Below are 25,791 nucleotides of genomic sequence, written 5' to 3' on the forward strand. Positions count from 1 at the left end.
TCACGCTTCCGGGACCCGTGGAAGTCCGCCAGGGGGCGCGGAGCCGTTCAAGCGTGCGAGGTACTCGTTGTACTCCTCTAGCTCGGCGTCAGCGCCGCCGTCCCGGTCGATTTGCCTATCCCTCGCGATGGAACGTGCGGCGTCGCTGCGTTGCCACCTGCTGGCGATCAGCAGGAGCATCAGCAGACCAGGCGCCTCGCCGTAGGACCATGCCAGCGCGCCGGCCACCTGCTGGTCGCGGAGGGGATCGATCGCCCACATGGCCGGCGGAGCGGCGAAGAGCGGCACCATCGGCACGGTGGCCATCATCACGATCACACCGAAGAACGCGTGCAGAGGCATCTCCAGCACCAGGTCCAGCAGACGACCCGGATGGGTCTGTCGAATCGGCAGCGGGTCGGCGGAGAGAACCGGCACCGTGAAGAGCAGCCCTGCGACGAGGAAGCCCACCTCGAGAAACAGGTGCCCCGACCATGTGCGCAACAGCGGAACGGCGAGCTCGCCCAGGTACAGCCCGTAGAAGGCCAGCAGGAAGAGAGGGACCATCACCGCCGGGTGCAGTGCGACGCGACTGACCGGACTGCGCAGCGACCGACGGGCCGCGACGAGGATCCAGCGTCCGAGTCCGTGATGCGGTGTCGCCCGAAGTAGGAGCGTCCCCGGGCGGCCGAGCACCAGCAGCGGAGGAACGAGCATCATCAAGGTCAGCTGCTGGAACATGAATGCCGAGAACAGACGCAAGCCGTACCCCTCGATGCCCGCGCCCGTCACGATCGCGAGCACGACGCAGCCCAGGACGAACCAGATCGTCGCGCCGATCGACCACCGCCGGCCGGACGACCAGAGGCGAACCGCACCGGCCAGGTACAGCACCAGCAGCGTGAGGGCCAAAGCCGGGAGTACCGGCACCGGTTGCAGCGTCGGCGCGAGCATTGTCTCCAATGACGGAGGCGACGTCGGCAGCCAGACCGGCCCGGTGACGCCCGGATCGTCGCTCATCCACCCTCCTTCGAGCGGCCAGTCGGACGGTTCTCATGCCGCCACGAGCTCACGGAGGTCTCGAGGACTCGGCGGCGCGCTATGGTGACGATATCTGAACATCCACGCAGATAAGGAGATCACGTGAGCAAGGTCCTCCCGTTGGACCGCTGCGTCGGCAGCGATCCTGCGTCGCAGCGGGCCGAGCTCGTCCGGTCCAGCGTCCCCGATGACAGCGAGGCGAGTGCATTGGCGGCTCTGTTTCGGCTTCTCGGAGACCCGCGCCGCACAAAGATCCTCTACGCCCTGCTCGAGGCCGGCGAGCTGTGCGTGTGCGAGATCTCTGCAGCGGTCCAGGTGCCGGAGGCGTCGGTGTCCCAGACGATGCGACTGCTGCGAGGCTCGGGAGTGGTGGACAACCGACGCGAGGGCCGCCGGGTGTACTACCGGCTGGCCGACGCCCACGTGCGGATGCTCCTGGACGTCTGCCGGCAGCACACGGGCCACGAGGTTGGCCGCTGATGGGCGGCGGACACAGTCACGGCCCGGTCGGTGAGCACGCCGGCGGGCGCTACCGTCGCAGACTCGCTGGCGCATTCGCCCTGACCGCGACGTTCTTCGCGGTCGAGCTGGCAGCCGGCCTGGTCTCGGGCTCGCTTGCGCTGATCTCCGACGCGGGACACATGGCGGCCGACGTCGTGGCGCTGGGGGCCAGCCTGTTGGCCACCCGGATCGCGACCCGTCCCGATCGCTCAGGCCGGCGGACCTACGGGTCTTACCGCGCGGAGGTCTTCGCCTCTGGTCTGACGGTACTGATCATGTTGGGCGTCGGCGTGTACGTGGTGGTCGAGGCGATCGGCCGCATCGGCGAGGACGCTTCCCTGCCGTCCGGTGTGATGCTCGTGGTGGGCTTCCTCGGGCTGGCGATCAACGTCGCCTCGATGCTCCTTCTGCGCAGTGGGTCCAAGGACAGCCTGAACGTCAAGGGCGCCTACTTCGAGGTGGTTGCCGACGCCGCGGGTTCGGTCGGGGTGATGGTCGCCGGCGTGCTGATCATCCTCACCGGGCAGTCGATCTGGGACCTGGTAGTCGCTCTCGCGATCGCCGTGTTCGTCATCGTTCGGGCCATCACGCTGGGCCGGCAGGTGGTCGCAGTGCTCGGCCAGCACGCGCCTGCCGGTATCGACCCGGAGGCGGTGAGCACGCAGCTCAGCACGGTGCCCGGTGTCAGCGCCATCCACGACGTGCACCTCTGGGTGCTCACGTCGGGGATGAACGTCGCAACGGCACATCTCGTAGCGAAGGCAGGGGCCGATCACGGCGCGGTCCTGGCCGGCGCGCGGGACGTCCTCCGCGGCGGTTTCGGCATCGCTCACGCGACCCTGCAGGTCGAGACCGCCGAGCAGCAGCACGAGTGCTCGGATCTCACCTGGTAGACGAGCTCGGCCCGGCCGGTGTGATGGGTAGCGCCGTCGAGCCGCCACACCGTGTGCTCGTCGGAGCTCGTCCGTACGAACGCGATGACGAACAGCGACTTCCACGCAGAAGCGGCGCCGGCCGACGCGGCTGAAGCCGGCCGACGCCCGCGCCCCCAGCCACTGAATCGCCACCGTTGACGAAGCGTATGCCACATATCGGGCGCCCACATGCGCCGTTTCTCGCCGCGCCGAAGGACCTACCAACGCGACCGCGGATGACCAGTGAAGGTACTCACATGAAGGTGACCCGGCTTCGCGCCGCACTGAGCGCACTCGCCATCGGTTCGGTCCTCATGGCTGGCACCCCCTCGGCGCCAGCACAGGCCGGTGAGTACGACGACCGTCGCGACGAGAACGAGTCACGCCAACAAGCCGTGGACGAGGCGATGTCCACGCTCGAGGAGGAGCTTGCTCACACCGACGCTACGTTGGTTCAGGCGTACGCCGAGCTGCAGGCGCTGGATGCCGCGATTCCCGTCGCCGAAGCAGAGCTCCTCGCCGCCGAGGCAGAGCTAGCCCGACTTCAGCGCGAGGCGGACCTGATCGCCCAGCGTCTGGTCGCTGCGGAGGACGAGGAGGAGAGCATCACGGCACAGGTCGACGCTGACACGGAGCGGGCCGGTGACATCCGCGTGGCCGTCGGTCAGATGGCTCGCGACGCATACAAGGGAGACATCGCTGAGTCGGCCCTATCGGCCGCCCTCGACGCTGAGAGCACCGACGACTTCGTCCGCGAGTCCGCACTTGCAGCGACGGCGTTGCGGACTCAGACCCAGGCACTGCGGGACCTCGAGCAGCTCAACGGCGTCAACCGGAACCGGGAGGTCAGGCTCGGCGCAGTGCGACAGGAGGTCGCAAGGCTGAAGAGCGAGGCAGACGCCAATGTGGTGGCTGCTGAGGCCGCTCGAGCGGAAGCCGAGACGAAGAAGGTCTCGCTGGAGCAGCTGCGCGACGAGCAGGCGCAGAAGGCGGCGTCGATCGAGAGCCAGAAGGCGACACAGGAAGCTCGGCAGGCGGAGCTCGAGGCGCAGCAAGCTGCACTCGAGGCCGAGCTGACGGCGATCATCCAAGCTCAGGAGGAGGCGCGCCGGCAGCAGGAAGCGGCAGCAGCGGCAGCAGCGGCCGCCGGCCAGGCCGGCGGTGGAGCGGCCGCTCCCGCACCACCGTCGGTGGCCGGCAGTCGACCGTTCGCCAATCCCACGTCCTTCACGCCGTGGGTCCGCACTTCCAAGTACGGCATGCGCTTCCACCCCGTGCTCAAGTATTGGCGCCTGCATGCCGGGCTCGACTTGCGCGCCTACTGCAGCACGCCCCTGTACGCCGCCGCTTCGGGCACCGTCGAATGGGCCAAGTCGCGCAACGGGTTCGGCAACCAGGTGATGATCAACCATGGATATTGGAACGGCTCGTCTCTGATGACCAGCTACAACCACATGACCAGCTTCACCGTCAGCGGCGGGCAGTCGGTCCAACAGGGTCAGCTGATCGGCTACGCGGGCAACACGGGATTGTCTGGCGCCTGCCATCTGCACTTCGAGACCTACCTCAACGGCGCCACGACGGACCCGGAACCGTTGCTCAACTAGGGCGTGTCTCCCAAGTCGATCGACCGCCGGCGGTGATGCTGGCCCGGTGAGTCGAGGCGCTGAGCTAAGCGATGCCCAGTGGGAGCGGATCGCTCCGCTGATGCCGCAGGTGAAGGGACGTTCACGGCCGTTCCGCGAGCATCGGCAGGTGGTCGAGGGGATCATCTACCGCTATCGGAGCGGGGTGGCGTGGCGAGACCTGCCTGAGCGGTTCGGACCTTGGCAGACGGTTTGGAAGCGGCACCGCCGGTTCAGCTACGACGGAACCTGGGACGAGATCTTCACCGCTGTCCTGACCGAAGCCGACGCCGCCGGGGACATCGACTGGGGCGTCAGCGTCGACTCCACGATCAACCGAGCGCACCAGCACGCCACGACCCTCCCGCGCACCACAGGGGGCCGACGCGAGTTACATGAATCCGGGACTCGAGCCAAGTGACCATGCCATCGGCCGTTCTCGCGGCGGCCTCTCGACGAAGATCCATCACGCCGTCGACGGGAAAGGCAAACCTCTGGCCGTGCTCATCGGCCCAGGGCAAGGCGGTGACGCCCCGATGTGCCTGCCGTTGCTGAACGCCATCCGCGTCGCCCGCCTTGGTCCTGGGCGACCACGCACGCGCCGCGACGCGGTCCTGGCGGACAAGGCGTACTCCTCGCGAGCGTTGCCGTCATCCCCGAACCCCGCGACCAGCAGGGGCACCGGAAGCGGCGAGGCTCACGCGGAGGCCGACCCGTGACCTACATCGCGGGTCTCTACAAGCAGCGCAACGTCGTCGAGCGGGCCTTCAACGCCCTCAAGCAGTGGCGCGGACTGGCGACCCGGTACGACAAGCACGCGCTCACCTACCGTGGCGGCGTGGTGCTCGCAGCGGTCCTCACGTGGCTCCGAACATGAGGTGCCGCACCCGACGTCGGGGTCACGCGCTCGGCTGACGACGCAGCGCCCGAAAGCCACGGCGCAGCGCGTAGAGAACGAACAGTCCACCGCCTACCGTCAGAACCCACGCCCCGGCGACGCCAACCACGGGCGCCGACGCGCAGTCAGCGCCAGCATCGATCCCGCTGGCGCAACTGCCGCCCTGTATTCCCCACACCAAGACGACCACCAGCGTGACGGCGACACCAGCGAGCAGCCAACGTCCGCCGCCGCCCGTCCGCTGAGCCATGAAGCGATGCTAGTCACTTGGAAGACGCGCCCTAGTGCGCCGACCTAGCTCTGCGGCCTACTGCGTCACGAACGTGGTGAAGAAGACGTCGATGACCTCGCCGTGGTAGGCCCCTTCGAGCACGGCGACGAGCTCAGCCTTCAGCGCGGCGCGGCCCTCAGCGCTGCTGACCTCCTCGATCGGGCGCCCCGAAAAGAGGGCGATCGTACGGTCCAGGGCGATGGAAGGGTCAATCTCGTCCTCGACCTCGGCCGTGAGCTGCAGCCCCAGACCGATCATGAGGTACCGGCCTCCCGCCAGGTTGAGACTGATCGGCTCGAGTTCCTGGACGACGCCGGGCTCCGGCGCGGGTGACTCCTCGGCCGCGGCCGGCCGACTCCCGGCTCCGGGGCCCGCAAGAAACCAGTAGCCGCCGCCTGCGCCGAGGAGTGCGACGATCGCCACGAGGACGACCAGCTTCTTGCTGCGCCACCCTGGAGGGCCAGCGACGCTCGATGGCTCAGCCGACGCCGAGCCCGCGCCGTCTCGGGCGCCGATCTTCGGCTTGTTGGCGATAACGCGCTGTTCAGTCACATCGTGGCCGCATCTCTTGTCGGACGGCTCCGGGCATCACCCGAGCCACTGGCCACATCGGCAGCGCACTTGGCAAGCTGAGGAGCTCGAGCGCGTCTTCCCGGCGAGGCGTCCGGCGGTCGACGCGGGCGCCTCAGCGCGGCAGAGCGGCGCGACCGGCAAGAGAGGTGCAGCGATACAGCATCCTCGGTCAGCGCAGCTCGAACACCAAAGAGATGACGTAGGCCGCGACGATCAGACCGAATCCGATCAGCGGAAGTACCAGACCGAGTCTGGACGGCCGCTTCCTCGGTTCAGTCATCAGTCACATCCTCGACCGAGCCACCGGACGGCGGCGAATTGGACAGCGTTGACCGCGCAACCTGTCGGGCGGCGGACCCCCGAGCTGGCTCGGACGCGTGCTCAGCCAGCTGTTGGCGATCGAGAGCGGCCTGGGCCACGCGCTCATTCCGATCCGCGTGGATCACCTTGCGCATAGCGAACCAGAAGATCAGCCCGACGCCCACGCTCGGGGTCAGGGCGCCGACAACTTCGAGGAACGCCTCCATGCCGACGCCCCCTCCGAACTGTTCCCTGGCACGCCCCGGATCGTGGCGCATCCTCCGCGACGCCACGATACCGGCGCGGAGGGGCGTGCACGGAACCGAACGTCGGAAGCGGTTCGAGGGCTCTGCCGGGTCCGAATCGTCAGGAGAGCGGCAGTGTCTCTTGGCATGCGCCGCCCGGCACTCATCCACAGTCTCCCGCTCCGCGAACGCGGCGCTACGGGGCAACTACATCTCGCACCCGCGCCGCCTTGACCTTAGACTCGACTCGAAGGTCTACGGTCGCGGACATGAGCTTCCGAATCGCCGAAGCGGCGAAGCTGGTGGGGTGCCGACCACCACCCTGCGGTACTACGAGGACATCGGTCTGGTCGAAGCGCCGGCGCGCGGCAGGAACGGGTACCGGACCTACGACGACGCCGACATCGCCCGGCTGAGGTTCATCAACGCCACCAAGAACCTCGGCATCCCGTTGTCCGACGTCGCCGAGCTGGCACGGGCCTACGACGTCGAGGACTGCTCGAGCGTCGCGCACCAGGTCGTCGAGATGGTCGCCGAGCGCCTGACCGAGACACAGGCCCGCATCGGCGAGCTGGTCGCCCTCGCCGCGCAGCTGCAGACGGTCTCCGCCCGGCTGGCCGGAGCGCCGACCGCAGGAGTGTGTGGCGCTGACTGCCCGTGCGCCACTGCGGCTCCGGCCCCCCTGGCCGCCCGCCGAACGTTCGTGCCCCTCACCCGGTCCCCGGCGCTGCAGGACCAGTCGGCCACACCGATAGCGTGCTCGCTCGACGCCGGCGCCGTCACCGACCGGGTCTCGGAATGGCAGTCGCTCGTCCGGCGGGCATCCTCTCGCGAGCCCATCTCAGGCGGCATGGCCCTGACCTTCGCCGTCTCCGCAGGCCTGGCCGCGGAGATCACCCTTCTCGCCGCCGCAGAGCAGGACTGCTGCTCCTTCTTCACCTTCACCGTTCGCCTGACCACCGGCGAGATCCGCCTGGAGGTCCAGGCACCTGCCGACGCGGCCGACGTGGTCGCCGCGATGTTCGGCACTGCCGCCTGAACCCACGCAGCTCGCTCCCCAGGCACCCTGCCTGGGGGCACCATCACGCCTGCCTACTTCGGGGAGAACCGATGACCAGCCCCACGACGGAGCACCACCAGGACGACACGACCACCGGGAGCACGGTGACCAAGAAGGGGGCGATCGCCGGGATCGGCGTCGTGCTCGCGTGCGCCATCGCGTGCTCCGTGCCGCTGATCGCGGCGGGCGGTCTGGCCGCCGGCGTCGGAGCGTTCCTGGTCGGCGGTGAGGTCGTCGGCCTCGCCGCGGTGGCCGTCCTCGGCGCGCTCGTGACCACCGCGATCTGGGTGCGCCGACGGCGGGCCGCCGCTGCCGCCGCGGCAGCAGGGACCTCCGCGTGCAGCTGCGGCGGCGGCTGCTGAGCGGCCTGGCCATGCCTGATTCCCACGGATACCCGACAGCCAGGAGAAGCGATGCCTACGCCCATCACCCGTGACGAACTCGTCGTCCAACTCGAGCACGACGAGGTCATCCTCGTCGAGGCGTTGCCAGTGGCGCACTACGCCGCCGAGCACCTGCCCGGCGCCGTCAACATCCCCGGAGCCCTGACCGCTGCGCACGCGGCGCGCATCGCACCCGACCGCGGCCGCACCGTGGTCGTCTACTGCTCGGGCCCCGCCTGCGGCCGCTCCACGACCACCGCCACCACGTTCTCAGCCCTGGGCTATACCGACGTCCGCGTGTACGCCGGCGGCAAGGCCGACTGGTTCGCCGCCGGCCTGCCCATGGAGCGTTCCCAAGCAGCGGGCTGACGACGGGCAGACTGGCGGCCATGACGACGCTGCGCTCCCTGCTCCTGTTCGCCGTCGCCGCGCTGGCCGAGATCGGCGGCGCCTGGCTGGTCTGGCAGGGCGTGCGCGAGCACCGCGGCGTGCTGTGGATCGGCGGAGGCGTCATCGCTCTCGGCCTCTACGGATTCGTCGCGACGCTGCAGCCCGACGCCAACTTCGGCCGCATCCTCGCTGCCTACGGCGGCATCTTCGTGGCCGGCTCGCTCGCCTGGGGCGTCGTGGTGGACAAGTTTCGACCCGACCGGTGGGACATCACGGGCGCGATCATCTGCCTCTTCGGCGTTGCCGTGATCATGTATGCACCACGCGGCTGAGGACGCGGGCGCGCGGCTCAAGAGTGCGCGGAGCCCAAGTCCTTCTTCTGCGCCGGGGTGGGGCGCGGGAGGTGGTGCCACGGGAAGACCCAGCGGAGGCGGTTCAGGCCCGGGCGGCGGCACCAGCACTCGTCAGCGCAGCCGCACGCCAGCGCCCCGAAGCGTTCCGCCAGCCCGCTACCGGCTGCTGCGAGCAGATAGAGGGCTGCGAGCAGCGCGAGGGCGCGCTTCACGAGAGCGCCGTGAGGAGCTGGTCGATGGTCGGCGAGCCGCGGAGACCGACCGGTGTCATGTACAGGCGGCAGGACAAGCCCACCTGCTCCTTGCCTGAGGCGAAGGGGTCCACGCCGTCAACACGGATGGACGGGGAGCCGATGAAGGCAATCGCTTCGGCTTCCGCGGCGCTCTGGACCAGGCGCCGCTCGACGGTGACGTCCTCACGACCCAGAGCCCGCAACGCCTCGGCGAGTCGTTGATCGGCGATCGTCCAGTTGGGGCATCCGTCGAAGTACAGCAACTCGACCCGCACCGCTCACCCTCCTGCCATCACGTTCTCCCGCCCCACTCTGCCACCCTGGGCTGCGGTCGGTGGTGATGTGCCACCTGAGCTGTCGCGGACGAGCATGGCCCACCAACTCCCAGTGGATGTCGGGCACCACGCTCCAGGCATCCGAGAGCCGCACCGATGACGGGACCGAGATCTCAGGCGTCGCCATCGATGACGCCCCGTCCACAGTTCGCGCGTCATCCATGACGTCCACAGCGCGGCCCCCTCCGTCATCGCCACGTGCATAGGTCCTGAGCAACGTCGTCTCCGACCGCCACACGGAGGAGGCCACGATGGACGACCGAGACACGCATGCCACCGCGCCGGGATGGGGCACAGCGCCGGCCGAGCTCCGGCGCGACCGCGACGGCCTGCTCGACCACCTCGCCGCCATCGACGTCGAGGGCTGGGACGGCCCGTGCGCGACGGCTCTCCTGACCTACCTGCGCAGCCACGTCGTCCGTCCGCTCGCCGTCGACGTCGGACTTCGAGGAGCCTGCGCCGCTCACGCCGAAGCGACAGCTTGGGAGGCGGTCTGGCTACAGCTCCTCGAACCGTCCCTGCGCACATCTCGTTCCCCGTGGGGAGTCCTCTGGCAGACGGCGCGTCGAGCGATGCTCGGCGAGATCCTCGCCGACCGATGGGGAGTGTCGGCGCGCCGGGCGTGGGAGCTCGATGCCGCCGAACGGGCCGGCGGCATCCGACGCCCGCTGTCCCTCGAGCCACTCCTCACGAGCGGCTGGGAACCACACGCCGAGGGCACGCCCGGAGTGCCCGGCGGCCTGCTCGCCGCGGCCGTCCATGTTGCCGCTCAGGCGCTCCGCGAGGCGGGATGGTCTACCGACGTCGCCGTGCGGATCGCACAGGAGACGGCCGAGATGGACGGCCCCATCGGCGCCGGCGCGACGGTCGTCGGATGGCGCCCGTTGGCCAGCCGGCTCAACCTCCCGCCGTGGCAGGCGCGGCGGCTCGTGCTGGTCCTCCGCGGTTCGGACGGCGCTGCGGGCCTCCTCGCCCGGCTGCTCACCGACGGCCCCTCTGTCGCCGAAGACCCCGAGATTCGACGGGCTCTTCAGGCGACGCGGAGGAGGCGACTGCGCTCCCCCATGCCGGACAGCGCATCGTCGGCCCGCCTGACAGCGGAGGCACGCGCCGCCTCATGACGGTGATCCACACATCGGAGCGCGGACGTGCGTCGTCTTCCCCTCTGCCTACGCACACCTGTAGTCATGACGACGCTCAAGCTCGCCCACCGCCGATTCGCAAGGGTTCACAAGTCCCGACAACGGGTGTCGAATGGTGGTCCGCGCCGTGATCGACGCGGACCTGGGCATTCTCGGCACCGTTTCTGGGGGGACGGTGGTGGCCCGATGACGAGCCGACCACTTCTGCACCGCCTCGCGGCGATGACCTTCGTCGCGATCGTCCTGTCGTCGTGCACCGCCGAAGCGCCCGATCCCACGCCCGTCCCGACCACACCGACTCCGTCATCGCCTCCCGTGACGACCTCGCCGACCCCGACCGCGGACCCGGCCGTCGAACAGGCAGAGGCTGCGGTGCTCGCCGCCTATGACAGCTATTGGGACGTCTCCGCCCAGGCGTTGGCCGACCCGTCGGCGCCGCTGCCGGACGACTTCGACCGCTACATCGTGGACAAGGCGCGATCCGGGCTGGCCGAGTCCCTCCTCTGGGCCGAGCAGAACGACGTCGTCATGGTGGGAGCGCCGGTGATTTCCCCAACGGTCGATTCCATCGTCATCGAGGGCGAGCGAACTGCCCATGTCGTCGACTGCGTGGACTCCACCGACTGGGTTCTCACCCACCGCGCGACCGGGGAGCCAGCATCGTCCGCGTCCCAGCAGAACCTGCGGGTGACGGCCGATGCCTGGGCGGTCTTCTACGAGGATCGCTGGGTCATCCGCGAGGTGACGCTCAACCGGGACCAGCCGTGCTGAGGACCATCGCGGCCGGTTTCGCCCTGGTCGCCGCGCTCATGGTCGTCGTCGCGGCGCCCGCATCGGGGGCGGCTCCGGTCGAGTGCCCTCCCACGATCATCAACTGCGAGATCGAGGTCGAGAACCCCGGCAAGCCGGGCACGGGGCCCGGAGACGCACCGGGAGTAAGCGCCGGCGCCGGCCAATGTGTCACCTTCCGAGGCAGCATCGTTCCGTGCTGGCACGATCAGTGGGGCTGGTTCAACGCGAGCGACTCCTGCTATTACAGGGTTCGCGATCCCCAGCCCGCCGGCACTGACGCGGTCTGGGAGGGCCACTATCCCGACGGCGCCATCTACGACGTCTCGTGCGCGGAGCCGCTTCTGGCCCCGGGGACGAACGGGGGCTGGACGTGGTTGCCGGCTCCGCCAGCCGGCTACGGCGGCGATCCCAGGCAGCTCGCCGATAAGGCAGTCGAGCAGATGGCTTTGGAGGGCCCGGCGATCCGCACCCCTCTCGACGCGGACGAGATCGGCACTGTGGGCGTTCCGTTGTGGCTATGGACCGAGCAGGGCGCGACGACGTGGGGCCCCAACAGTGCGACGGCGTCGGTTCCTGGCCTGTCTGTCACGGCGACCGCAGTGGCCAAGTGGATCGACTGGGACCTCGGTGACGGTTCGCGCATGCGCTGCGACGGCCCGGGCACGCCCTACATCCCCGGCCACGTCGAGTCGCCGACGTGCGACCACGTCTACACCGCTTCCTCCGCCGGGCGCCCTGACGACGCCTACACCGTCACCGGCACGACCACGTGGGATGTCACGTGGTCGGGCGGCGGCCTCGCCGGGAGCCTCGAGGTCACCCGGTCCGCCAGCACGTCCGTCCGCATCGGAGAGCTGCAGGTGCTCGGAACGAGCTAGCACCTGCTGATCGGGAGCCACCATGGCCACCAGCACCGAGACGTACCGCCGGGAGACACCGGCGACACCCAGCGCGCGTCCGCAGCGCCTGGCGCCGGTCGTCCCGCCACGCGGGCGCCGCCGTCCCGGGCTCATCACGGCGGGAATCGCCCTCTCTGCACTTGGGGCACTCCTTGCCGTCTGGCTCGTCGCCTCGGCCGGCGACCGGACCGACGTCGTGATGCTCGCGCGCGATGTCCCCTACGGAGCGGCGATCGCCGCCGACGACCTGACGACGACGGCCGTGGCGGTCGATCCCGCCGTCGCCACGGTCGCGGCCGACGCCGGTGCGGCCCTCGTTGGGCAGCTCGCCACGGCAAACCTCGCCGCCGGGAGCCTCCTGGCTCCCTCCGACGTCGCACCCACCGGTCCGCCCAGACCGGGCGAGGCGCTCGTGCCACTGCCGGCCACCGCGGACCGCCTCCCTGCTTCGGGACTCAGGGCAGGCGACCGACTCCTCGTCGTCGACACCCCGACCGAGGCCGCCGACCCTCCGACCGAGGACCCGGAGACCTTCGAGGTGGTCGTGGCACGTGTCGGCACGCCGGACCTCAACGGCGTCAGCGTCGTCGACGTCGTGGCGTCCGCGGCCGACGGTCCGGCGATCGCGGCACGCGCAGCCACCGGCCGGTTCGCACTCGTCCTCCTCGCTCACGAGGAGCCCTGATGGCCCTCTTCACGCTCTGCTCCGCGTCAGGCGCCCCGGGCGTGACGACGACAGCCCTCGCGCTCACCCGCACGTGGTCGGGTGCCATAGCGCACCGTGTTGCTCTGCTCGTGGACGCGGATCCGGTGGGTTCGGCGTTGATCCCCGCCTTCGTCGAGGGAGGAATCCCCACCGGGGGCGGCATCCTCGGCGTGGCCGCGGAGCGAGCCGCTACGGCTGACGACGTCCTTCGCCACGCGGTCGCCCTCGACGAGTCCGCCTCCTGCCTGATCCTGACGGGCGTGTCCGAGTCGGGGCAGGCCCGGCCACTCGGCGGGGTCTGGAGCACCTTGGTCGAGGTCGCCCACGAGCTGGAGCGCTCAGGGCTGGACGTGATCGTCGACGCGGGGCGACTCGGCCACCGCTGGGAACCTCAGCCCCTGATCGACGCTGCGGACGTCGCCGTCCTCGTGTCGCGCCCGACCCTGCCCGCGGTGGCTGCGGCGCGAACCGCCCTTGCCGAGCTTCGCTCAAGACGGCTTGCGGGGGCGGCCACCGGCGTGCTGGTCGTCGGCCGGCCCGCGCCCTACTCAGCGGGCGAGGTGGCTCGTGCGCTGGACGCGGAGGCCCTGCCCGAACTGCCGGAGGACGTGTGGGCTTCACGCGCCCTCTCGCTTCTCGGCCCGGTGACGCCGCGACTGCGGCGCTCGGCACTGGTTCGCGCCGTCACTCAGACGGCCGCCGCCCTGGCGCGCACCGCCGCACCGGCGAGGCAGGTGACCGCGCCATGACCGACGACCTGCGCCTCGCTTCCCGGAACGGACAGCACGTGCCGGGCGCACTCCCCCGCTGGATTGACGGTGAGCGTGTCATTCCCGTCGCAGCATCGGTCGACCTGGCAACCGTCCGGGACATCCGCACGACCGTCGCCGAGGCGTTGGCGACGCGTCTCCAGGCAGACGCCGTGCCGGACCCCGCAGCGCGTCGGGAGCTCGCCCGCTCGCTCCTCGCATCCGAGCTCAGCGCACGCGCTCGGGCACGCGTGCAGTCCGGTCTGGATCCCTGGCCCGTGGAGACGGAGATGGCCGTGGCCGCCGCCGTGATAGCGGCGTTGTTCGGCCTTGGTCGCCTGCAACCGCTCGTCGACGACCCGCTCGTGGAGAACATCGAGGTGGACGGGTGCGACTCGGTGTGGATCTCCTACGCCGACGGCCGCGACCGCAGGGCCGAGCCCGTCGCCGACTCCGACGCCGAGCTCATCGAGCTGCTGCAGCTGCTGGCGGCGCGGACCGGAGCCGACGAGAGGACGTTCACGTCCGCACACCCGTCGCTCCACCTCCGCCTGGAGGACGGCTCGCGACTCGCGGCGATGGCGTGGACGACGCCGAGGCCGCACGTCGTCATCCGTAGGCACCGCGTCAAGGACGTCGATCTTGACGACCTGGTCCGGCTGGGCACGCTCGATGCCGTCCTGGCCGGCTTTCTCAGGTCCGCTGTCCGCGCCGGCAAGAACGTCGTCGTCACCGGCCTGCAGAACGCGGGCAAGACCACTCTCGTCCGTGCGCTCGCCAACGAGTTCGGGCCGATGGAGCGCTTCGCGACCATCGAGAAGGAGTACGAACTCCATCTGCATGACCTTCCCGAGCGGCATCCGCGCGTCGTCGCCATGGAGGCGCGGGAAGGCTCGACGGAGCGCGACGCCCAGGGCAGACGCTCCGGCGAGGTGACCCTCACGGACCTGGTCACCGACGCCCTTCGAATGAACCTGCGGCGGATCATCGTCGGCGAGGTCCGCGGCGCCGAGGTGCTGCCGATGCTCGAGGCCATGTCGACCGGGGACGGCTCGATGTGCACGCTGCACGCGCGCTCGGCCCAGCACGGCATCGACCGCATCGTCACGTTGTGCCTCTCGGCCGGGATCTCCATGACGGAGTCCTTCGCGTACCGCCTCCTCGCCGGCTCCGTGGACCTGGTCGTGCACCTGAACCTGGTCGACGAGTCCGCGGAGGGAGGCCCCAAGCGGCGCTTCGTCACTGACGTCATCGCCATCGAAGGGCTCGGCGAGTCCTCGCGTCCGGCGACGACGACGGTCTTCGGCCCCGGACCGGACGGACGCGCGGTTCCCCTCCATCGGCCGGCGTTCCTGTCCGACCTCGTACGGGTCGGGTTCGACGAACATCTGCTCGACGACGACGGCTGGATCGACCGACGGGGTGCTCGATGACGACCGCCTTGCTCGCCGCCGCTGCAGGCATCCTGGTCCCGGCCGGCGTCATCGTCTGCGTCGCCGGCATCCGCCGGGCGGAACCTCGACAGCGTTCCGACCGACGGGGCCGGCGCTCAACGTGGCGTTCCTACGTCGCCTCGCGGCGCGCACGACTTCTCGTTGCCCTCTCGGTCGGGATCCTCGTGTGGGCGCTGTTCTCGTGGCCCGTCGCTGGGCTCCTCGCCGCAGCAACCGTCATCGGACTGCCTGTGGCTCTCGGGGCAGGAGCCAAGGAACAGCGGCGGATCGATCGGATCGAGGCGATCGAGGAGTGGACCCGCCGACTGTCGGACGTCCTTGTCGCTGGAGCCGGTCTCGAGCAGGCGGTCACCACGTCGGTGGCAACCGCACCCGAGGCGATCCGACGCGAGGTCTCGGCGCTCAGCGCCCGGTTGGCGGCACGCTGGCCGGCCGAACAGGCACTCCACGCCTTCGCGGACGACATGGATGATGCGTCGGCCGACCTCGTCGTCAGCGCTCTCATTCTCGCCGCTCGGCGCAGGGGCCCCGGGCTCTCCCGGGTGCTCGTCTCGGTCGCCGACTCCGTCGCCGAGGACGTCGGCGCTCGACGCCGCGTGGAGGCCGAGCGCGCGAAGCCTCGGGCGACCGCCCGGGCGGTCACGCTGATCACGCTCGCCGTCGTCGCGATCGGCTCGCTCAATACGGCATACGTCGCGCCGTACCGGAGTGCGCTCGGCCAGATCGTTCTCGCAGCAGTCGCCATTGGCTTCGCCGCCTGCCTCGCCTGGATCCATCGCCTCACGATCTCCGCGCCGGAGCCACGGTTCCTCGGTGGCACGAGCAACGACGCCCTCGCCGCGAGGTGGTCGCGGTGATCGGCTGGGAGGTCCTCCTGGCGGGGGCGCTCGTCGGTTCCGGCATCACCGTCGTCGCAGCCGGCCTGGTTCCGAGCCGTCCCCAACTGGCCGCCGCGCTCGCACGCCTGGATCCGCGGGTCTCGCGATCGGAGACACCGCCGGCCTCGGGAGCGCTCGCCGGGGTGCGCGCCCGCACGCTCCCGAGGCTCGTGGAAGGACTCGGCCTGCGCCGCTTCAGCGCCGAGCTGGCTGTGACGGAGCAGACCGTAGAAGCGCTCGCAGCCCGCAAGGTGGGCTACGCCCTGGTCGGGCTGGCGTTCCCGCCGATGATGGCCGCTCTGCTGGCCGTTGCCGGGGTTTCCGCTCCACCGGTGCTGCCCGTCGGTGTGGGCCTCGTCAGCGCAGGTGTGCTGTCGCTTGTGCCCGACGTCGAGCTCCGTCGTCGGGCCGCGACCGCGCGAGCGGCGATGCGGCGCGCGACCTGCGTCTACCTCGAGCTGGTCGCGCTGGAGCGGGCCGCCGACGCCGGCGCGACCGAAGCCCTCGAACGCGCCGCCACCGTGGGGCGATCTCGGGAGTTCCAGCGCATCCGGGAAGCCCTCCTGACCGCGGAGGTGACCGGTCGCCCGGCGTGGGACGGCCTCTACCGACTCGCGGACGACACCGGCGTCGTGGAGCTTGCGGACCTCGCCGACATCATGCGCCTGTCCGGCACGGACGGCGCCGCCGTCTACGGCACCCTGCGCGCCCGCGCGACCTCGCTCCGCACCCAGCTGCTCGCAACGGCCTCGGCCGACGCGAACGCGGCGTCCGAGCACATGACGATCCCCGTCGCCCTCCTGGGCGTCGCCTTCATGGCCCTCATCGCCCTCCCCGCCTTCGCACGCATCTTCACCGGATGACCGACCCCGCAAGGAGCCTCGACATGCTGCACACGATCGCCACGCTCACCGTCCTGCAGGGCTACGTCGCGACCGCCCGACGAGCCGTCCGACGCCGGCTGGGAGAGAACGACGTCGGCGCATCCACGCTCGAGCTCGTGATCATCGTGCTCGGGCTCATCGCCGTCGCGACCCTCCTCGTCGTCGCCATCACCGCCGCAGTCCAGCGCCGCGTCGACCAGATCACCTGAGGCAGCCGTGTCCCGCACTTCCCGTCTCGGCCGACGGGCCACCCGCCCGGCGGTCTCGTCCATGCGGGCACGCGATGACGGGTCGGTCACCATCGAGCTGTCCATCCTGTTCCCGGCACTGCTCCTTCTCGTGACGGCTCTCGTCCAGTACGGCCTGTGGTTCCACGCCCGTTCGGTCGCACTCGCGGCAGCCCAGCAGGGGGTCGTGGCCGCAGCCGCCTACCAGGCGCCGCCCGGTGCTGGGGTCGATGGCGCGACGGCCTTCGTCGTCGCCCACGGCTCGCAGACGCTCTTCGACGCAGCGGCATCCCAAGGTGTGCCGACCCCCGGGATGGTCAGGGTCGAGGTGAGCGGCCGGTCTGTCTCGCTCCTACCCGGGACGCCCGGTCCTGCCGTGGTCCAATCAGCCACCGCTCCGGTCGAGCGGTTCACCGTGGCAGGTGGACCATGACTCCGATCAACGGTCGCGATCCCGAGCGCGGCAGCGTGACTCTCGAACTCGCGGTCCTGACCCCGGCGCTGATCATGCTGCTGGCCGCGCTCGTCCTGGCGGGGCGATTGCAGGTGGCGGCGTCGGCGGTCGAGCACGCGACTGCCGCTGCGGCTCGCGCGGCGTCGATCGAACGCACGGTCGACGGGGCGCGAGCGGCGGCTCAGCAGACGGTCGACCGGGAGACGGCCACAAGTGATCTGCGGTGCAGCTCGACCGTCGCGCAGGTCGACCCCTCAGCGCTGGCTGCGCCGCTCGGGACGGCCGCGAGCGTGACCGTCCGGGCGAGCTGCACGGTGACCATGGCGGACCTGGCGGTGCCCGGCCTCCCAGGAAGCCGAACGCTCACCGCGGAGTCGACCTCCGCCGTCGACAGGTACCGCACCCGATGAACGGGCTCGCGTGGGTGCGGGGGCGGATGCGTGCGGACGAGCCGGACGCAGGTTCCGTGACGGTCTTCGTCGCCGTGACGGTACTTGGACTGCTCGTGCTGTGCGGCCTTGTCGTGGACGGCGGCGCGAAGCTGCGCGCCGCACAACACGCGGACCGCGTGGCGGTTGAGGCGGCGCGGGCCGCCGGTCAGGCGGTTGACCCGGCAGCCCTCGTCACGGGCGAAGTCACCGTCGATCGAGCGACCGCCGTGCGGGCCGCCCAGGAATACCTCGGGGCGACGGGCGTACGCGGGAGCGCCGCATTCTCCGCTGACGGCACCGCCGTCGAGGTGAACACCGTCGTGTCAGCGCCCACTGTCTTCCTGGGTCTGGTCGGCGTCGGCTCCTTCACGGTCACGGGCCACGGTCGCGCAGTTCTCGTCCACGGCGTCACAGGAGACGGCACATGATGGAACGCACCGAGACCCAGGTCCGACGACCCGAACCCCGCAAGGGCGGCGACCTGCTGCGCGGGCTGCTCGCCGCCGCGGCCATCGTTGCCTTCGTCATCGGCGTCCCCGCGGCGCTCTTGGTGGTCGCCCCAGTGCGAGTGCCCACGTCGCTTCCGACGTGGAGGGGCGTCATCGACGCTGCGAGCCGGCCCGATGACGGGAGCCTCCTCCTCGGCGTCGTCACCGTCATCGCGTGGCTCGCGTGGCTGGCGTTCGCACTGCCGCTCGTCATCGAGATCGCCTCGTCAGTCCGCGCAGTGCGGACGCCGCACCTCCCCCTCCTGGCGCCCGCTCAGCGGCTCGCGGCTGGGCTCGTCGCCACCGCTGGACTCCTCCTGACGCCCCCGGCCCCGACCGCTTCTGCGTGGGGACTCGGCCAGCAGACCGCTGCAGCGGTGGCAGCTCACGTCCTCCCAACCGTCGCAGCCGGCCCCTCGATGGGTCCGTCAGGGATGCCCGCTTCGCGCATGGAATCACCGGCCGCACCGTCGGTGGAGGACGGCCACGCCAGCCTGCCGTCTGTGACGGTGCTCCGCGGGGACACCCTCTGGGACCTGGCCGAGCGGCACCTCGGGTCCGGGCACCGGTACGCAGAGATTCGGGACCTCAACCTCGGCCTTCCGCAGCCCGACGGCCGAGCGCTCACGGACGCCCATTGGGTCTACCCCGGTTGGCGACTGCTATTGCCCTCCGACGCCGTCGGGGTCGCAGGCACGGCCGCGTCGCCGTCGACTAGCGCCACCACGCCGTACACGGTCGACGCCGGTGACACGTTGTGGGACGTCGCAACCCAAGAGCTCGGCGACCCGCTGCGCTATCCGGAGATCGTCGACCTGAACGTCGGGCGCGCGCAGCCGGATGGTGACGCACTGCGGGATCCGGACCTCATCCGGCCGGGTTGGCTCTTGGAACTGCCCGCGCCCCGGGAATCGACTCAGGCAGCGCGCGGCTCAACGGCGTCCCCCACCGATGACTCCCTCGATGACGGGACTGGCGCTCTCGATGGCGCGTCGAGGGCCGTCGATGACGCGCCGCCGAACCGTGCCAACCCCCAAGAGACGGACGATGGCGGGGCGGGCGCCGTCAGTGATGGAGCGGAGCGGACCGATGACGCGGCACCCGGTCGCCACCTGGCGATGCCGCCTGCTGAGATGTTCGAGGAAGGCAACGACGAGGAGACGATCACCGTCAGCGCCGAGGGCGACTCCGAAGTGGAGATGCACGGGCTGTTCCTCGGGCTCACCGCGCTCGCGGCCGCCGGCGTCGTCGGAGAGATCACGCGACGGCGTGTCATGCAGCAACGCGTGCGCCGAATCGGTCGTCGAATCCCGCTGCCGACTCCGGGCTCATCGGCCGACGACGCGGAGCGAGCCCTGCGTGCGGCCGTGCCGCCGATGACGATCGCTCGCCTCAAGGCCTCGTTCCTCGACCTGGCGACGCGCTGCTACCAAGCCGAGCGTGACCTCCCGCGCGTCGGCGCCGTCACCGTGACACCCGCTTCCGTCGTCCTGCACCTCACCGAGGACGACGACGCCCCCGTCGAGCCGTACACCGCGACGGACGCGCGGACCTGGACCGCACATGAGGCGCTCGCCGACAGGATCGACGCCGAAGACCCTGATCGCCCCGAGCCGTTCCCTGCGCTTGTCACGCTCGGCAACACGTCCGAGGGAACGGTGCTCGTGAACCTCGAAGCGGCCGGCACGCTGACGATCGCCGGTGACCGAACGGCAGCCACCGAGATCCTCCGCGCGCTTGTCGCCGAGCTCGCCACCTCCGACCTCACGGGCCGCATCGGGCTCGTCGCGACTCCTGACTTCGAACCGCTGGCGCAGGCGTGCGACCCGGCACGCCTGCAGATCGCTCCGGTGGAGGCCATTGGTCCAACCGTCGACCGGCGAGCTCACGAAGTACGCCAGGCCACCGCGGACGCGGGAGTGGACGACACCCTCCAAGCCCGCTCCGACCGGATCGTCGGTGATGTCTGGCTGCCGGTCGTCTTCGTGACGACCGCCGCGTCGGTGGCCGTCGCGTCCCCTTGGAGCGGGGCCACCGTCGTCGCGGCCGGCACGCCGGGGGAAGACGGCTGGACGCTCATCGCGGATGGGCCCGCTGCCCGACTCGAACCGCTCGGAATCGACGTCGCTCCGCAACGGTTGACACTCGAGGATTTTGACCGCTTGGTCGAGCTGCTGACCGTCGCTGCTCCACCCACCGGCGGTGAGCCGCCCGCGGGCCACCAGCCTGTCGCGGTTGAGATCCTTGAGGCGTTCGCCGCGATGCCGGCCGCCGTCGTGAACGAAGAAGCGGGTGATGACGCGGGAGATGAACTCGGCGGCGCCCGCTCGCCCGTCCGGATCTGCGTACTGGGACCCATCACCATCGACGGGCTGCCGAGCGGTGCTGCAAGCCTCAGTCGACGGTCGACCGAGCTCCTCGTCTACCTGGCCCTTCGAGGCCGAGCCACGGGGCCGGAACTCGACGAGGCACTGTGGTGTGGAGCACGCGTCGACAAGCAGACGCGCAACAGCCTCGTCTATCGGACTCGACAGCGTGTCGGCGCGAACGTCCTGCCGGTCGTCGGGGCCGATGGCATCTACCGGCTCGGCGACGCTGTGACGAGCGACTGGGCGGATTTTCAGCGGAACGCACGTCGCGGGCTGGCCGCGGGGCCCCCCGCCCTCGACGACCTTCGGGCTGCGGTGGACCTCGTACGGGACCGCCCGCTCCTCGGCGTCCCGGACTCGGCCTTCACCTGGGCCGAGCACGACATTCAAGAGATGATCAGCACAATCGCGGACGTGACCCATGTGCTGACCCGCCTCCTCCTCGAGCGCGGCGAGACGCGCGCGGGTCTAGAGGTGGCGACAAGAGGGCTCGCGGTCGACGCCTGGTCGGAGCTTCTTCTCGGAGATGCGCTGGAGGCCGCCGTCTCGATCGACGACACCACGACGGTCAGGCGGCTCCGGGCCAAGCTGACCGTCGACGCGGAAGAGCCTCAGCTCGAGGGCTGGCAGGCAGTCGACGCAGATTCATGGGCCGCACCAGTGGACGAGACGACCTCCCATTCTCACAGGGGTTGATCGCCGACCGTTCTCCATAGAATTGCTCAGGGACAGGCGCAGCCGAGTCAGCGAGCGGCGCACCCTCATCGTGTTCTAGAGCCCGAACGCGCCGCCCTCGACGAGGATGATGACGCCCAAGGCGATGAGGACCAGCGGGAACAAGACGTGTTCCCACCGCTCGAGGAGTTCGGCGACGGGTCGTCGGGTGGCGACGTACCTGGCGGCCAGAACGAGCGCGGCGACGAGTGCGAGGAACACGATGGCGTAAGCGGCCGTCGCTGCGGGGCCTACCGTGAGGAAGACGGGGACGTAGACGCCGATGTTGTCGCCGCCGTTGGCAAAGGTCACGGCTGCGACGGTCCAGACGGCGACGGCCTTTCCCGGGTCGTCGTCATCGTCGTCGCCGCGGTTGCGCCATGCCTGCCACGCGGCATACAGACCGAGTAGCAGGGGGATGAGCCCGAAGTACGCGATGGCATCTTCGGGCAGGAAGGCCTTCGCGCCGAGTGCGACCAGGACGGAGGCGATGAGGATGGCGCCGAAACCGAGGTACTGCCCGACGATGATCTTGGCAGTGGTGCCCGCGGTACCGGCGCCGCGCGCGAAGAACAGTGAAAGCACGATGATGTCGTCGATGTTGGTAACGAGGAAAAGACCGACGGCTTGCAGGGCAGCTACTGCCAGGTCCATCGAGGGCCTTCCGGTTGATTACGGTGCGAAGCGCCGGAGCGCTACTCGCTGCTGCGGCCGAGGCGGCCGATCAGCGGGAGAAAACGGCCCACGCGTGCGGCGTAGGTGGCGTAGGCCGTCCCGTGGATTGCGACCAGGTGCGGTTCCTCCACCGCGCGCACTTGCGTCTGGATTCCTGCGAGGACGACGGCGAAGCCGATCAGCGAGATCAAGTTTGGGCAGGCAAGAGCGAGGCCAGCGAAGGTGATGAGGGCGGCAGTGAAGATCGGGTTGCGGACGACCGCGAACGGCCCTGATGTGACCAGATCGGTGCGCTCGCTGGGGTCGACACCGATGCGCCACGCGGTGCCCATGGCCAGTTGTGCGGCGTAGGTGCCTGCCACGCCGACGGCGGCGACCACGACCGCTGTGGTCCGCATGGCGGTCGCGCTGAGGAGCGCGAGCGGCTCCAGTCCCACCATGTCGGCGATGGGGCCGGCGACGCCGGCAACCACGGAACCGGCTCCACTGATGCGGTTGTCCCACCACTGCACGGTGCCGCGGGGCGCGGCCGTGAACCGGAACCCGCTGTCACCGGTGCGCCTGCGCTGGACCAGCATGCGGCCGACCCCGGCCAGCAGCGCCCAGGCGAAGAACAGGGTCAGGGCGAGGATCGGGTAGCCGCTCACGAGCACACCCGGTCGGTGGGGGACGATTCCACGGCGACACCGCTGACGAAGCCACTGAAGAAGCGCGTCACCGGCGCGACCGGCAACTGCCATCGGTGCAGGCGCAGCTCGGCTCCCACACCGCGCCCGTAGCCGACTTCGACGGCGTGCCTGCCTGAGATGTGCGCTCCCAAGCCCTGGAGCGATGCCCGGGGCGCGATGTCGACGAGCATCGTCTCCACGCGGTCCATCAACACAGCCGCCTCCCAGGGCTCGACCCGGTCGAACTCACACCCGAAAGCCGCTAGCATCGACCCATGCCGATGATCGCCGCAAGTCCTGATGTGAGTGGCCGCGCGGAGCTCGCGCCCGCGGGGGCGTTGTTCCGAGGACTGGGCGACCCGACTCGTCTGGCGCTGGTGCGCCGTCTGGCGACGGGCGAAGCGCGGGTCGTGGACCTGTGCACCGAGCTGGGGCTGAGCCAGTCCACCGTGTCCTCGCACCTGGCCTGCCTGCGCGAGTGCGGGTTGGTCGACTACCGCGCGCAGGGACGCGCGTCGGTGTACCACCTGAGCCGCCCGGAGCTCATGGACCTTCTCGCGGTGGCCCAAGACCTGCTGGCCGCCACTGGCAACGCTGTGGCCTTGTGCCCCACCTACGCGGACCCCACCACTTCCGACCCAAGCCGGGTCGCCACGACGAAGGAGAGCGCACGATGAGCGACGCCTGCGGCTGCAGCGACGACGAGACCACCCCAGCCGGCGACGAAGCCGGGGAGCACGAGGCCGAGCGGCTCTGGGAGGTCAGCGAGCTTCGGTTCGCCGCCGTTGCCGGCGTGCTGCTCCTGGTGGGCCTGGTCGCGGCGTCGATGGATCAGCCCGCCGTCGCGACGGTGCTGAACTCGGTGGCTCTGCTGGTCGGTGCGTGGACGTTCGTCCCCAGCACGGTGCGGCGACTGGCCAGGGGCAAGATCGGCGTCGGGACGCTGATGACGATCGCAGCGATCGGCGCGGTGCTTCTGGGTGAGGTCGCCGAGGCGGCTGCACTGGCGTTCTTGTTCTCCATCAGCGAGGGCCTGGAGGAGTACTCCCTCGCCCGAACCCGTCGCGGCCTGCGGGCGCTGCTGGATCTCGTGCCCGCTACAGCGACGGTGCTGCGCGACGGTGCCGAGACCACGGTGGCTCCCGGTGAGCTGGGCATCGGGGACCTGATGGTCGTCAAGCCCGGGGAGCGGGTCGCCACCGACGGGGTCATCCGCACCGGTCGCACGGCCCTGGACGTCTCGGCCATCACCGGTGAGTCGGTGCCCGTGGAGGCCGGGCCCGGGGGGACCGTCTACGCGGGGTCGATCAACGGATCCGGCGTCCTCGAGGTGGAGGTGACCACCACCGCGCAGGACAACTCGCTGGCGCGGATCGTGCGGATCGTCGAGGCCGAGCAGTCCCGCAAAGGCGAAGCCCAGCGCCTGGCGGACCGCATCGCCAAGCCGCTGGTGCCCGGTGTGATGATCGCCGCGGCGCTCATCGCTGTCGCCGGCAGCCTCCTGGGTGACGCGGGCACGTGGATCGAGCGAGCCCTCGTCGTGCTCGTCGCGGCGTCACCGTGCGCCCTGGCGATCTCCATCCCGGTGTCCGTGGTCGCCGCCGTCGGTGCCGCCTCCAAGCAGGGTGTGCTCATCAAGGGCGGTGCGGCGGTTGAGGCCCTCGGTGCCATCCGCGGGGTCGCCCTCGACAAGACCGGGACATTGACCCGCAACGCCCCCTCCGTCGTCGCCGTCGTCGCGGCGCCCGGCCACACCCAGGAGCGCGTCCTGCAGGTCGCGGCCGCCCTCGAAGCACGCAGCGAGCACCCCCTGGCGCGGGCAATCTTGGCCGCCGTTTCCGCGGTCAGCCCGGCCAGCGACGTGGAGGCCGTCCCCGGTGCGGGCCTGACCGGGACGTTCGAGGGTCGGCCCGTCCGGCTCGGGCGACCCGGCTGGGTCCAGGCCGGGTCACTGGCCGGTGAGGTGGAGCGGATGCAGCAGGCGGGGGCGACCGCCGTCCTGATCGAAGAGAACGGCTCGCTGCTCGGTGCGGTCGCCGTGCGCGACGAGCTTCGGCCCGAGGCAGCGCAGGTCGTAGCCCAGCTGCGCCGCGACGGCTACCACGTCGCCATGCTCACCGGTGACAACAGCCTCACCGCGACCGCCCTGGCCCTCGAGGTCGGCATCGACGAGGTCCACGCAGACCTGCGCCCCGAGGACAAGGCCGCACTGGTCGCCCAGCTGCGCACCCAGCGCCGCACCGCAATGGTCGGCGACGGCGTCAACGACGCCCCCGCCCTGGCGACCGCCGACCTCGGCATCGCGATGGGCGCGATGGGCACCGACGTCGCGATCGAGACCGCCGACGTCGCGCTCATGGGTGAGGACCTGCGTCACCTGCCCCAGGCGTTCGCCCACGCTCGCAGGGCACGGCGCATCATGCTGCAGAACGTCGGGCTGTCCCTGGCGATCATCATCGTGCTCATGCCCCTGGCGCTCTTCGGTGTTCTCGGGCTGGCCGCCGTCGTGCTCGTGCACGAGATCGCTGAGGTCCTCGTCATCGCCAACGGCGTCCGCGCCGGACGCGCCCAGCCTCTGCCGACGGACGTGACCGAAGCCATCACGGCAAGGCCCGAGCAGCCCGCGCTGGCCGCCCAGTGATGGCGATCACCACGGACGAGAAACAACTCCGCGCTGCAGGCACGTCGGCGCGGCGACGCCTGACCGCCGGCCTGGTCGCGGCCCTGGTCACGGGCATCGACCTGAGCGCCAAGGCCTGGGCGGTGGCCCAGCTGCAGGACGAGGTCGTCGGCCTTGGCGTGGTGGATCTGCGGCTGGCGTACAACTCCGGGGTGGCGTTCTCGGTGGGCGCTGGGGCGCCGGGGTGGCTGGTACTGACCGCGACGGCGCTCGTCACCCTCGGAGTCGGTGTCCTGGCGTGGCGGACCGCCGCTAGCGGCCCGGGCTCGCGGCTCATCGCGTTCGCCCTGGTCTTAGGGGGCGCGATCGCCAACCTTGCCGACCGGGCCGTCGACGGTGTCGTCACCGACTACCTGCACACAGGTTGGTTCCCCACCTTCAACCTCGCCGACATCGCCATCGTGACCGGAGCCGGCCTTCTCGTTCTCCTCGCAGCTACGGGCCGCGGCGCGGCCGGTACAGAGCCCGAGCGGGAGTGAC

31 protein-coding genes and 1 pseudogene are annotated in these 25,791 nt (G+C 70.5%); 24 read left to right on the top strand and 8 right to left on the bottom strand.

What is annotated here, in order from left to right:
- Window positions 1–999 carry a cytochrome c oxidase assembly protein gene (locus JIG38_RS01050; RefSeq protein ID WP_199421635.1) on the bottom strand — a complete coding sequence of 333 codons (999 nt, stop codon included), beginning with the start codon at window positions 997–999 and terminating at the stop codon, window positions 1–3.
- A 123-nt stretch (window positions 1,000–1,122) separates the two neighbouring features.
- On the opposite strand from JIG38_RS01050, the gene JIG38_RS01055 reads away from it, so the two are divergent.
- The 4 genes and pseudogenes from JIG38_RS01055 to JIG38_RS01070 all read left to right on the top strand — a co-directional run bounded on the left by JIG38_RS01055 (window position 1,123) and on the right by JIG38_RS01070 (window position 4,937).
- Window positions 1,123–1,500, top strand: a complete 378-nt coding sequence (locus JIG38_RS01055) for an ArsR/SmtB family transcription factor (RefSeq protein ID WP_199421636.1) — start codon at window positions 1,123–1,125, stop codon at window positions 1,498–1,500.
- Entirely contained in the window at window positions 1,500–2,414 is a 915-nt protein-coding gene (locus JIG38_RS01060) for a cation diffusion facilitator family transporter (protein ID WP_199421637.1), read from the top strand. The genes JIG38_RS01055 and JIG38_RS01060 overlap by 1 nt, the downstream gene beginning before the upstream one ends.
- A gap of 278 nt (window positions 2,415–2,692) precedes the next feature.
- A complete protein-coding gene (locus tag JIG38_RS01065) occupies window positions 2,693–4,042 on the top strand; it encodes a M23 family metallopeptidase (RefSeq protein ID WP_233404126.1) in 1,350 nt (449 codons plus the stop codon).
- 46 nt (window positions 4,043–4,088) lie between these two features.
- Window positions 4,089–4,937, top strand: a pseudogene (locus JIG38_RS01070) (IS5 family transposase).
- Between the two features lie 22 nt (window positions 4,938–4,959).
- Here JIG38_RS01070 and JIG38_RS01075 read toward each other — a convergent pair.
- The 3 genes from JIG38_RS01075 to JIG38_RS01085 all read right to left on the bottom strand — a co-directional run bounded on the left by JIG38_RS01075 (window position 4,960) and on the right by JIG38_RS01085 (window position 6,329).
- A complete protein-coding gene (locus tag JIG38_RS01075; protein ID WP_199421638.1) occupies window positions 4,960–5,208 on the bottom strand; it encodes a hypothetical protein in 249 nt (82 codons plus the stop codon).
- Between the two features lie 57 nt (window positions 5,209–5,265).
- The gene (locus JIG38_RS20585) at window positions 5,266–5,781 is read right to left on the bottom strand and encodes a flagellar basal body-associated FliL family protein (protein WP_199421639.1); all 516 of its coding nucleotides are present in this window, start codon (window positions 5,779–5,781) and stop codon (window positions 5,266–5,268) included.
- Window positions 5,782–6,074: 293 nt separating this feature from the next.
- The gene (locus JIG38_RS01085; RefSeq protein WP_199421933.1) at window positions 6,075–6,329 is read right to left on the bottom strand and encodes a hypothetical protein; all 255 of its coding nucleotides are present in this window, start codon (window positions 6,327–6,329) and stop codon (window positions 6,075–6,077) included.
- A 325-nt stretch (window positions 6,330–6,654) separates the two neighbouring features.
- Here JIG38_RS01085 and JIG38_RS01090 point away from each other — a divergent pair, with 325 nt between their 5' ends.
- The 4 genes from JIG38_RS01090 (at window position 6,655) to JIG38_RS01105 (ending at window position 8,512) form a co-directional block, all read left to right on the top strand.
- Entirely contained in the window at window positions 6,655–7,386 is a 732-nt protein-coding gene (locus JIG38_RS01090) for a MerR family transcriptional regulator (protein WP_199421640.1), read from the top strand.
- 71 nt (window positions 7,387–7,457) lie between these two features.
- Complete coding sequence (gene merT / locus JIG38_RS01095; protein ID WP_199421641.1) at window positions 7,458–7,769, top strand: mercuric ion transporter MerT; 312 nt, start codon at window positions 7,458–7,460, stop codon at window positions 7,767–7,769.
- Between the two features lie 51 nt (window positions 7,770–7,820).
- The gene (locus JIG38_RS01100) at window positions 7,821–8,159 is read left to right on the top strand and encodes a rhodanese-like domain-containing protein (protein ID WP_199421642.1); all 339 of its coding nucleotides are present in this window, start codon (window positions 7,821–7,823) and stop codon (window positions 8,157–8,159) included.
- Between the two features lie 20 nt (window positions 8,160–8,179).
- Window positions 8,180–8,512, top strand: a complete 333-nt coding sequence (locus tag JIG38_RS01105) for a YnfA family protein (protein WP_199421643.1) — start codon at window positions 8,180–8,182, stop codon at window positions 8,510–8,512.
- A 229-nt stretch (window positions 8,513–8,741) separates the two neighbouring features.
- Here JIG38_RS01105 and JIG38_RS01110 read toward each other — a convergent pair whose 3' ends face one another.
- Entirely contained in the window at window positions 8,742–9,041 is a 300-nt protein-coding gene (locus JIG38_RS01110) for a DF family (seleno)protein (protein ID WP_199421644.1), read from the bottom strand.
- 311 nt (window positions 9,042–9,352) lie between these two features.
- Here JIG38_RS01110 and JIG38_RS01115 point away from each other — a divergent pair, with 311 nt between their 5' ends.
- From JIG38_RS01115 to JIG38_RS01175, 13 genes are all read left to right on the top strand, one after another.
- Window positions 9,353–10,222, top strand: a complete 870-nt coding sequence (locus JIG38_RS01115) for a hypothetical protein (protein WP_199421645.1) — start codon at window positions 9,353–9,355, stop codon at window positions 10,220–10,222.
- A 243-nt stretch (window positions 10,223–10,465) separates the two neighbouring features.
- Window positions 10,466–11,014 (top strand): hypothetical protein, encoded by a 549-nt coding sequence (locus JIG38_RS01120; RefSeq protein WP_199421646.1) that lies wholly within the window; start codon window positions 10,466–10,468, stop codon window positions 11,012–11,014.
- Window positions 11,008–11,913: a hypothetical protein gene (locus JIG38_RS01125; protein ID WP_199421647.1), complete on the top strand. Its 906-nt coding sequence runs from the start codon at window positions 11,008–11,010 to the stop codon at window positions 11,911–11,913. The genes JIG38_RS01120 and JIG38_RS01125 overlap by 7 nt, the downstream gene beginning before the upstream one ends.
- Window positions 11,914–11,935: 22 nt before the next feature.
- Entirely contained in the window at window positions 11,936–12,619 is a 684-nt protein-coding gene (locus JIG38_RS01130) for an SAF domain-containing protein (RefSeq protein ID WP_199421648.1), read from the top strand.
- On the top strand, window positions 12,619–13,389 hold the full coding sequence (locus JIG38_RS01135; protein WP_199421649.1) for a hypothetical protein: 771 nt from the start codon (window positions 12,619–12,621) through the stop codon (window positions 13,387–13,389). Before JIG38_RS01130 ends, JIG38_RS01135 begins: the two co-directional genes overlap by 1 nt.
- Complete coding sequence (locus tag JIG38_RS01140) at window positions 13,386–14,822, top strand: TadA family conjugal transfer-associated ATPase (protein WP_199421650.1); 1,437 nt, start codon at window positions 13,386–13,388, stop codon at window positions 14,820–14,822. Before JIG38_RS01135 ends, JIG38_RS01140 begins: the two co-directional genes overlap by 4 nt.
- A complete protein-coding gene (locus JIG38_RS01145) occupies window positions 14,819–15,700 on the top strand; it encodes a type II secretion system F family protein (RefSeq protein WP_199421651.1) in 882 nt (293 codons plus the stop codon). Before JIG38_RS01140 ends, JIG38_RS01145 begins: the two co-directional genes overlap by 4 nt.
- Window positions 15,697–16,584: a serine/threonine-protein kinase gene (locus JIG38_RS01150; protein ID WP_199421652.1), complete on the top strand. Its 888-nt coding sequence runs from the start codon at window positions 15,697–15,699 to the stop codon at window positions 16,582–16,584. The genes JIG38_RS01145 and JIG38_RS01150 overlap by 4 nt, the downstream gene beginning before the upstream one ends.
- The gene (locus JIG38_RS01155; protein ID WP_199421653.1) at window positions 16,581–16,814 is read left to right on the top strand and encodes a hypothetical protein; all 234 of its coding nucleotides are present in this window, start codon (window positions 16,581–16,583) and stop codon (window positions 16,812–16,814) included. The genes JIG38_RS01150 and JIG38_RS01155 overlap by 4 nt, the downstream gene beginning before the upstream one ends.
- A gap of 61 nt (window positions 16,815–16,875) precedes the next feature.
- Window positions 16,876–17,265, top strand: a complete 390-nt coding sequence (locus tag JIG38_RS21205) for a TadE/TadG family type IV pilus assembly protein (RefSeq protein WP_199421654.1) — start codon at window positions 16,876–16,878, stop codon at window positions 17,263–17,265.
- A gap of 35 nt (window positions 17,266–17,300) precedes the next feature.
- Window positions 17,301–17,696, top strand: coding sequence for a TadE/TadG family type IV pilus assembly protein (locus JIG38_RS01165; protein ID WP_199421655.1), 396 nt, complete (start codon window positions 17,301–17,303; stop codon window positions 17,694–17,696).
- A gap of 56 nt (window positions 17,697–17,752) precedes the next feature.
- Entirely contained in the window at window positions 17,753–18,145 is a 393-nt protein-coding gene (locus JIG38_RS01170) for a hypothetical protein (RefSeq protein ID WP_199421656.1), read from the top strand.
- Window positions 18,142–21,270, top strand: a complete 3,129-nt coding sequence (locus tag JIG38_RS01175; RefSeq protein ID WP_199421657.1) for a LysM peptidoglycan-binding domain-containing protein — start codon at window positions 18,142–18,144, stop codon at window positions 21,268–21,270. The genes JIG38_RS01170 and JIG38_RS01175 overlap by 4 nt, the downstream gene beginning before the upstream one ends.
- A gap of 75 nt (window positions 21,271–21,345) precedes the next feature.
- On the opposite strand, the gene JIG38_RS01180 is transcribed toward JIG38_RS01175, so the two are convergent.
- Genes JIG38_RS01180 through JIG38_RS01190 form a run of 3 tightly spaced genes read right to left on the bottom strand, consistent with a single transcriptional unit; the run spans window position 21,346 to window position 22,831 of the window.
- On the bottom strand, window positions 21,346–21,942 hold the full coding sequence (locus JIG38_RS01180; protein WP_199421658.1) for a cadmium resistance transporter: 597 nt from the start codon (window positions 21,940–21,942) through the stop codon (window positions 21,346–21,348).
- Window positions 21,943–21,983: 41 nt separating this feature from the next.
- Window positions 21,984–22,610: a methyltransferase family protein gene (locus JIG38_RS01185; RefSeq protein WP_199421659.1), complete on the bottom strand. Its 627-nt coding sequence runs from the start codon at window positions 22,608–22,610 to the stop codon at window positions 21,984–21,986.
- A complete protein-coding gene (locus tag JIG38_RS01190; RefSeq protein ID WP_199421660.1) occupies window positions 22,607–22,831 on the bottom strand; it encodes a hypothetical protein in 225 nt (74 codons plus the stop codon). The genes JIG38_RS01185 and JIG38_RS01190 overlap by 4 nt, the downstream gene beginning before the upstream one ends.
- A gap of 75 nt (window positions 22,832–22,906) precedes the next feature.
- Here JIG38_RS01190 and JIG38_RS01195 point away from each other — a divergent pair, with 75 nt between their 5' ends.
- The 3 genes from JIG38_RS01195 to lspA are packed head-to-tail and all read left to right on the top strand — an operon-like array spanning window position 22,907 to window position 25,790.
- Entirely contained in the window at window positions 22,907–23,308 is a 402-nt protein-coding gene (locus tag JIG38_RS01195) for an ArsR/SmtB family transcription factor (RefSeq protein WP_199421661.1), read from the top strand.
- Window positions 23,305–25,272, top strand: a complete 1,968-nt coding sequence (locus JIG38_RS01200) for a heavy metal translocating P-type ATPase (RefSeq protein WP_199421662.1) — start codon at window positions 23,305–23,307, stop codon at window positions 25,270–25,272. The genes JIG38_RS01195 and JIG38_RS01200 overlap by 4 nt, the downstream gene beginning before the upstream one ends.
- Window positions 25,272–25,790 (top strand): signal peptidase II, encoded by a 519-nt coding sequence (lspA, locus tag JIG38_RS01205; RefSeq protein ID WP_199421663.1) that lies wholly within the window; start codon window positions 25,272–25,274, stop codon window positions 25,788–25,790. The genes JIG38_RS01200 and lspA overlap by 1 nt, the downstream gene beginning before the upstream one ends.
- Window position 25,791 lies beyond the last annotated feature (1 nt).

Origin of the sequence: Actinotalea solisilvae (genome assembly GCF_016464425.1) — a bacterium.
GTDB lineage: Bacteria > Actinomycetota > Actinomycetes > Actinomycetales > Cellulomonadaceae > Actinotalea > Actinotalea solisilvae.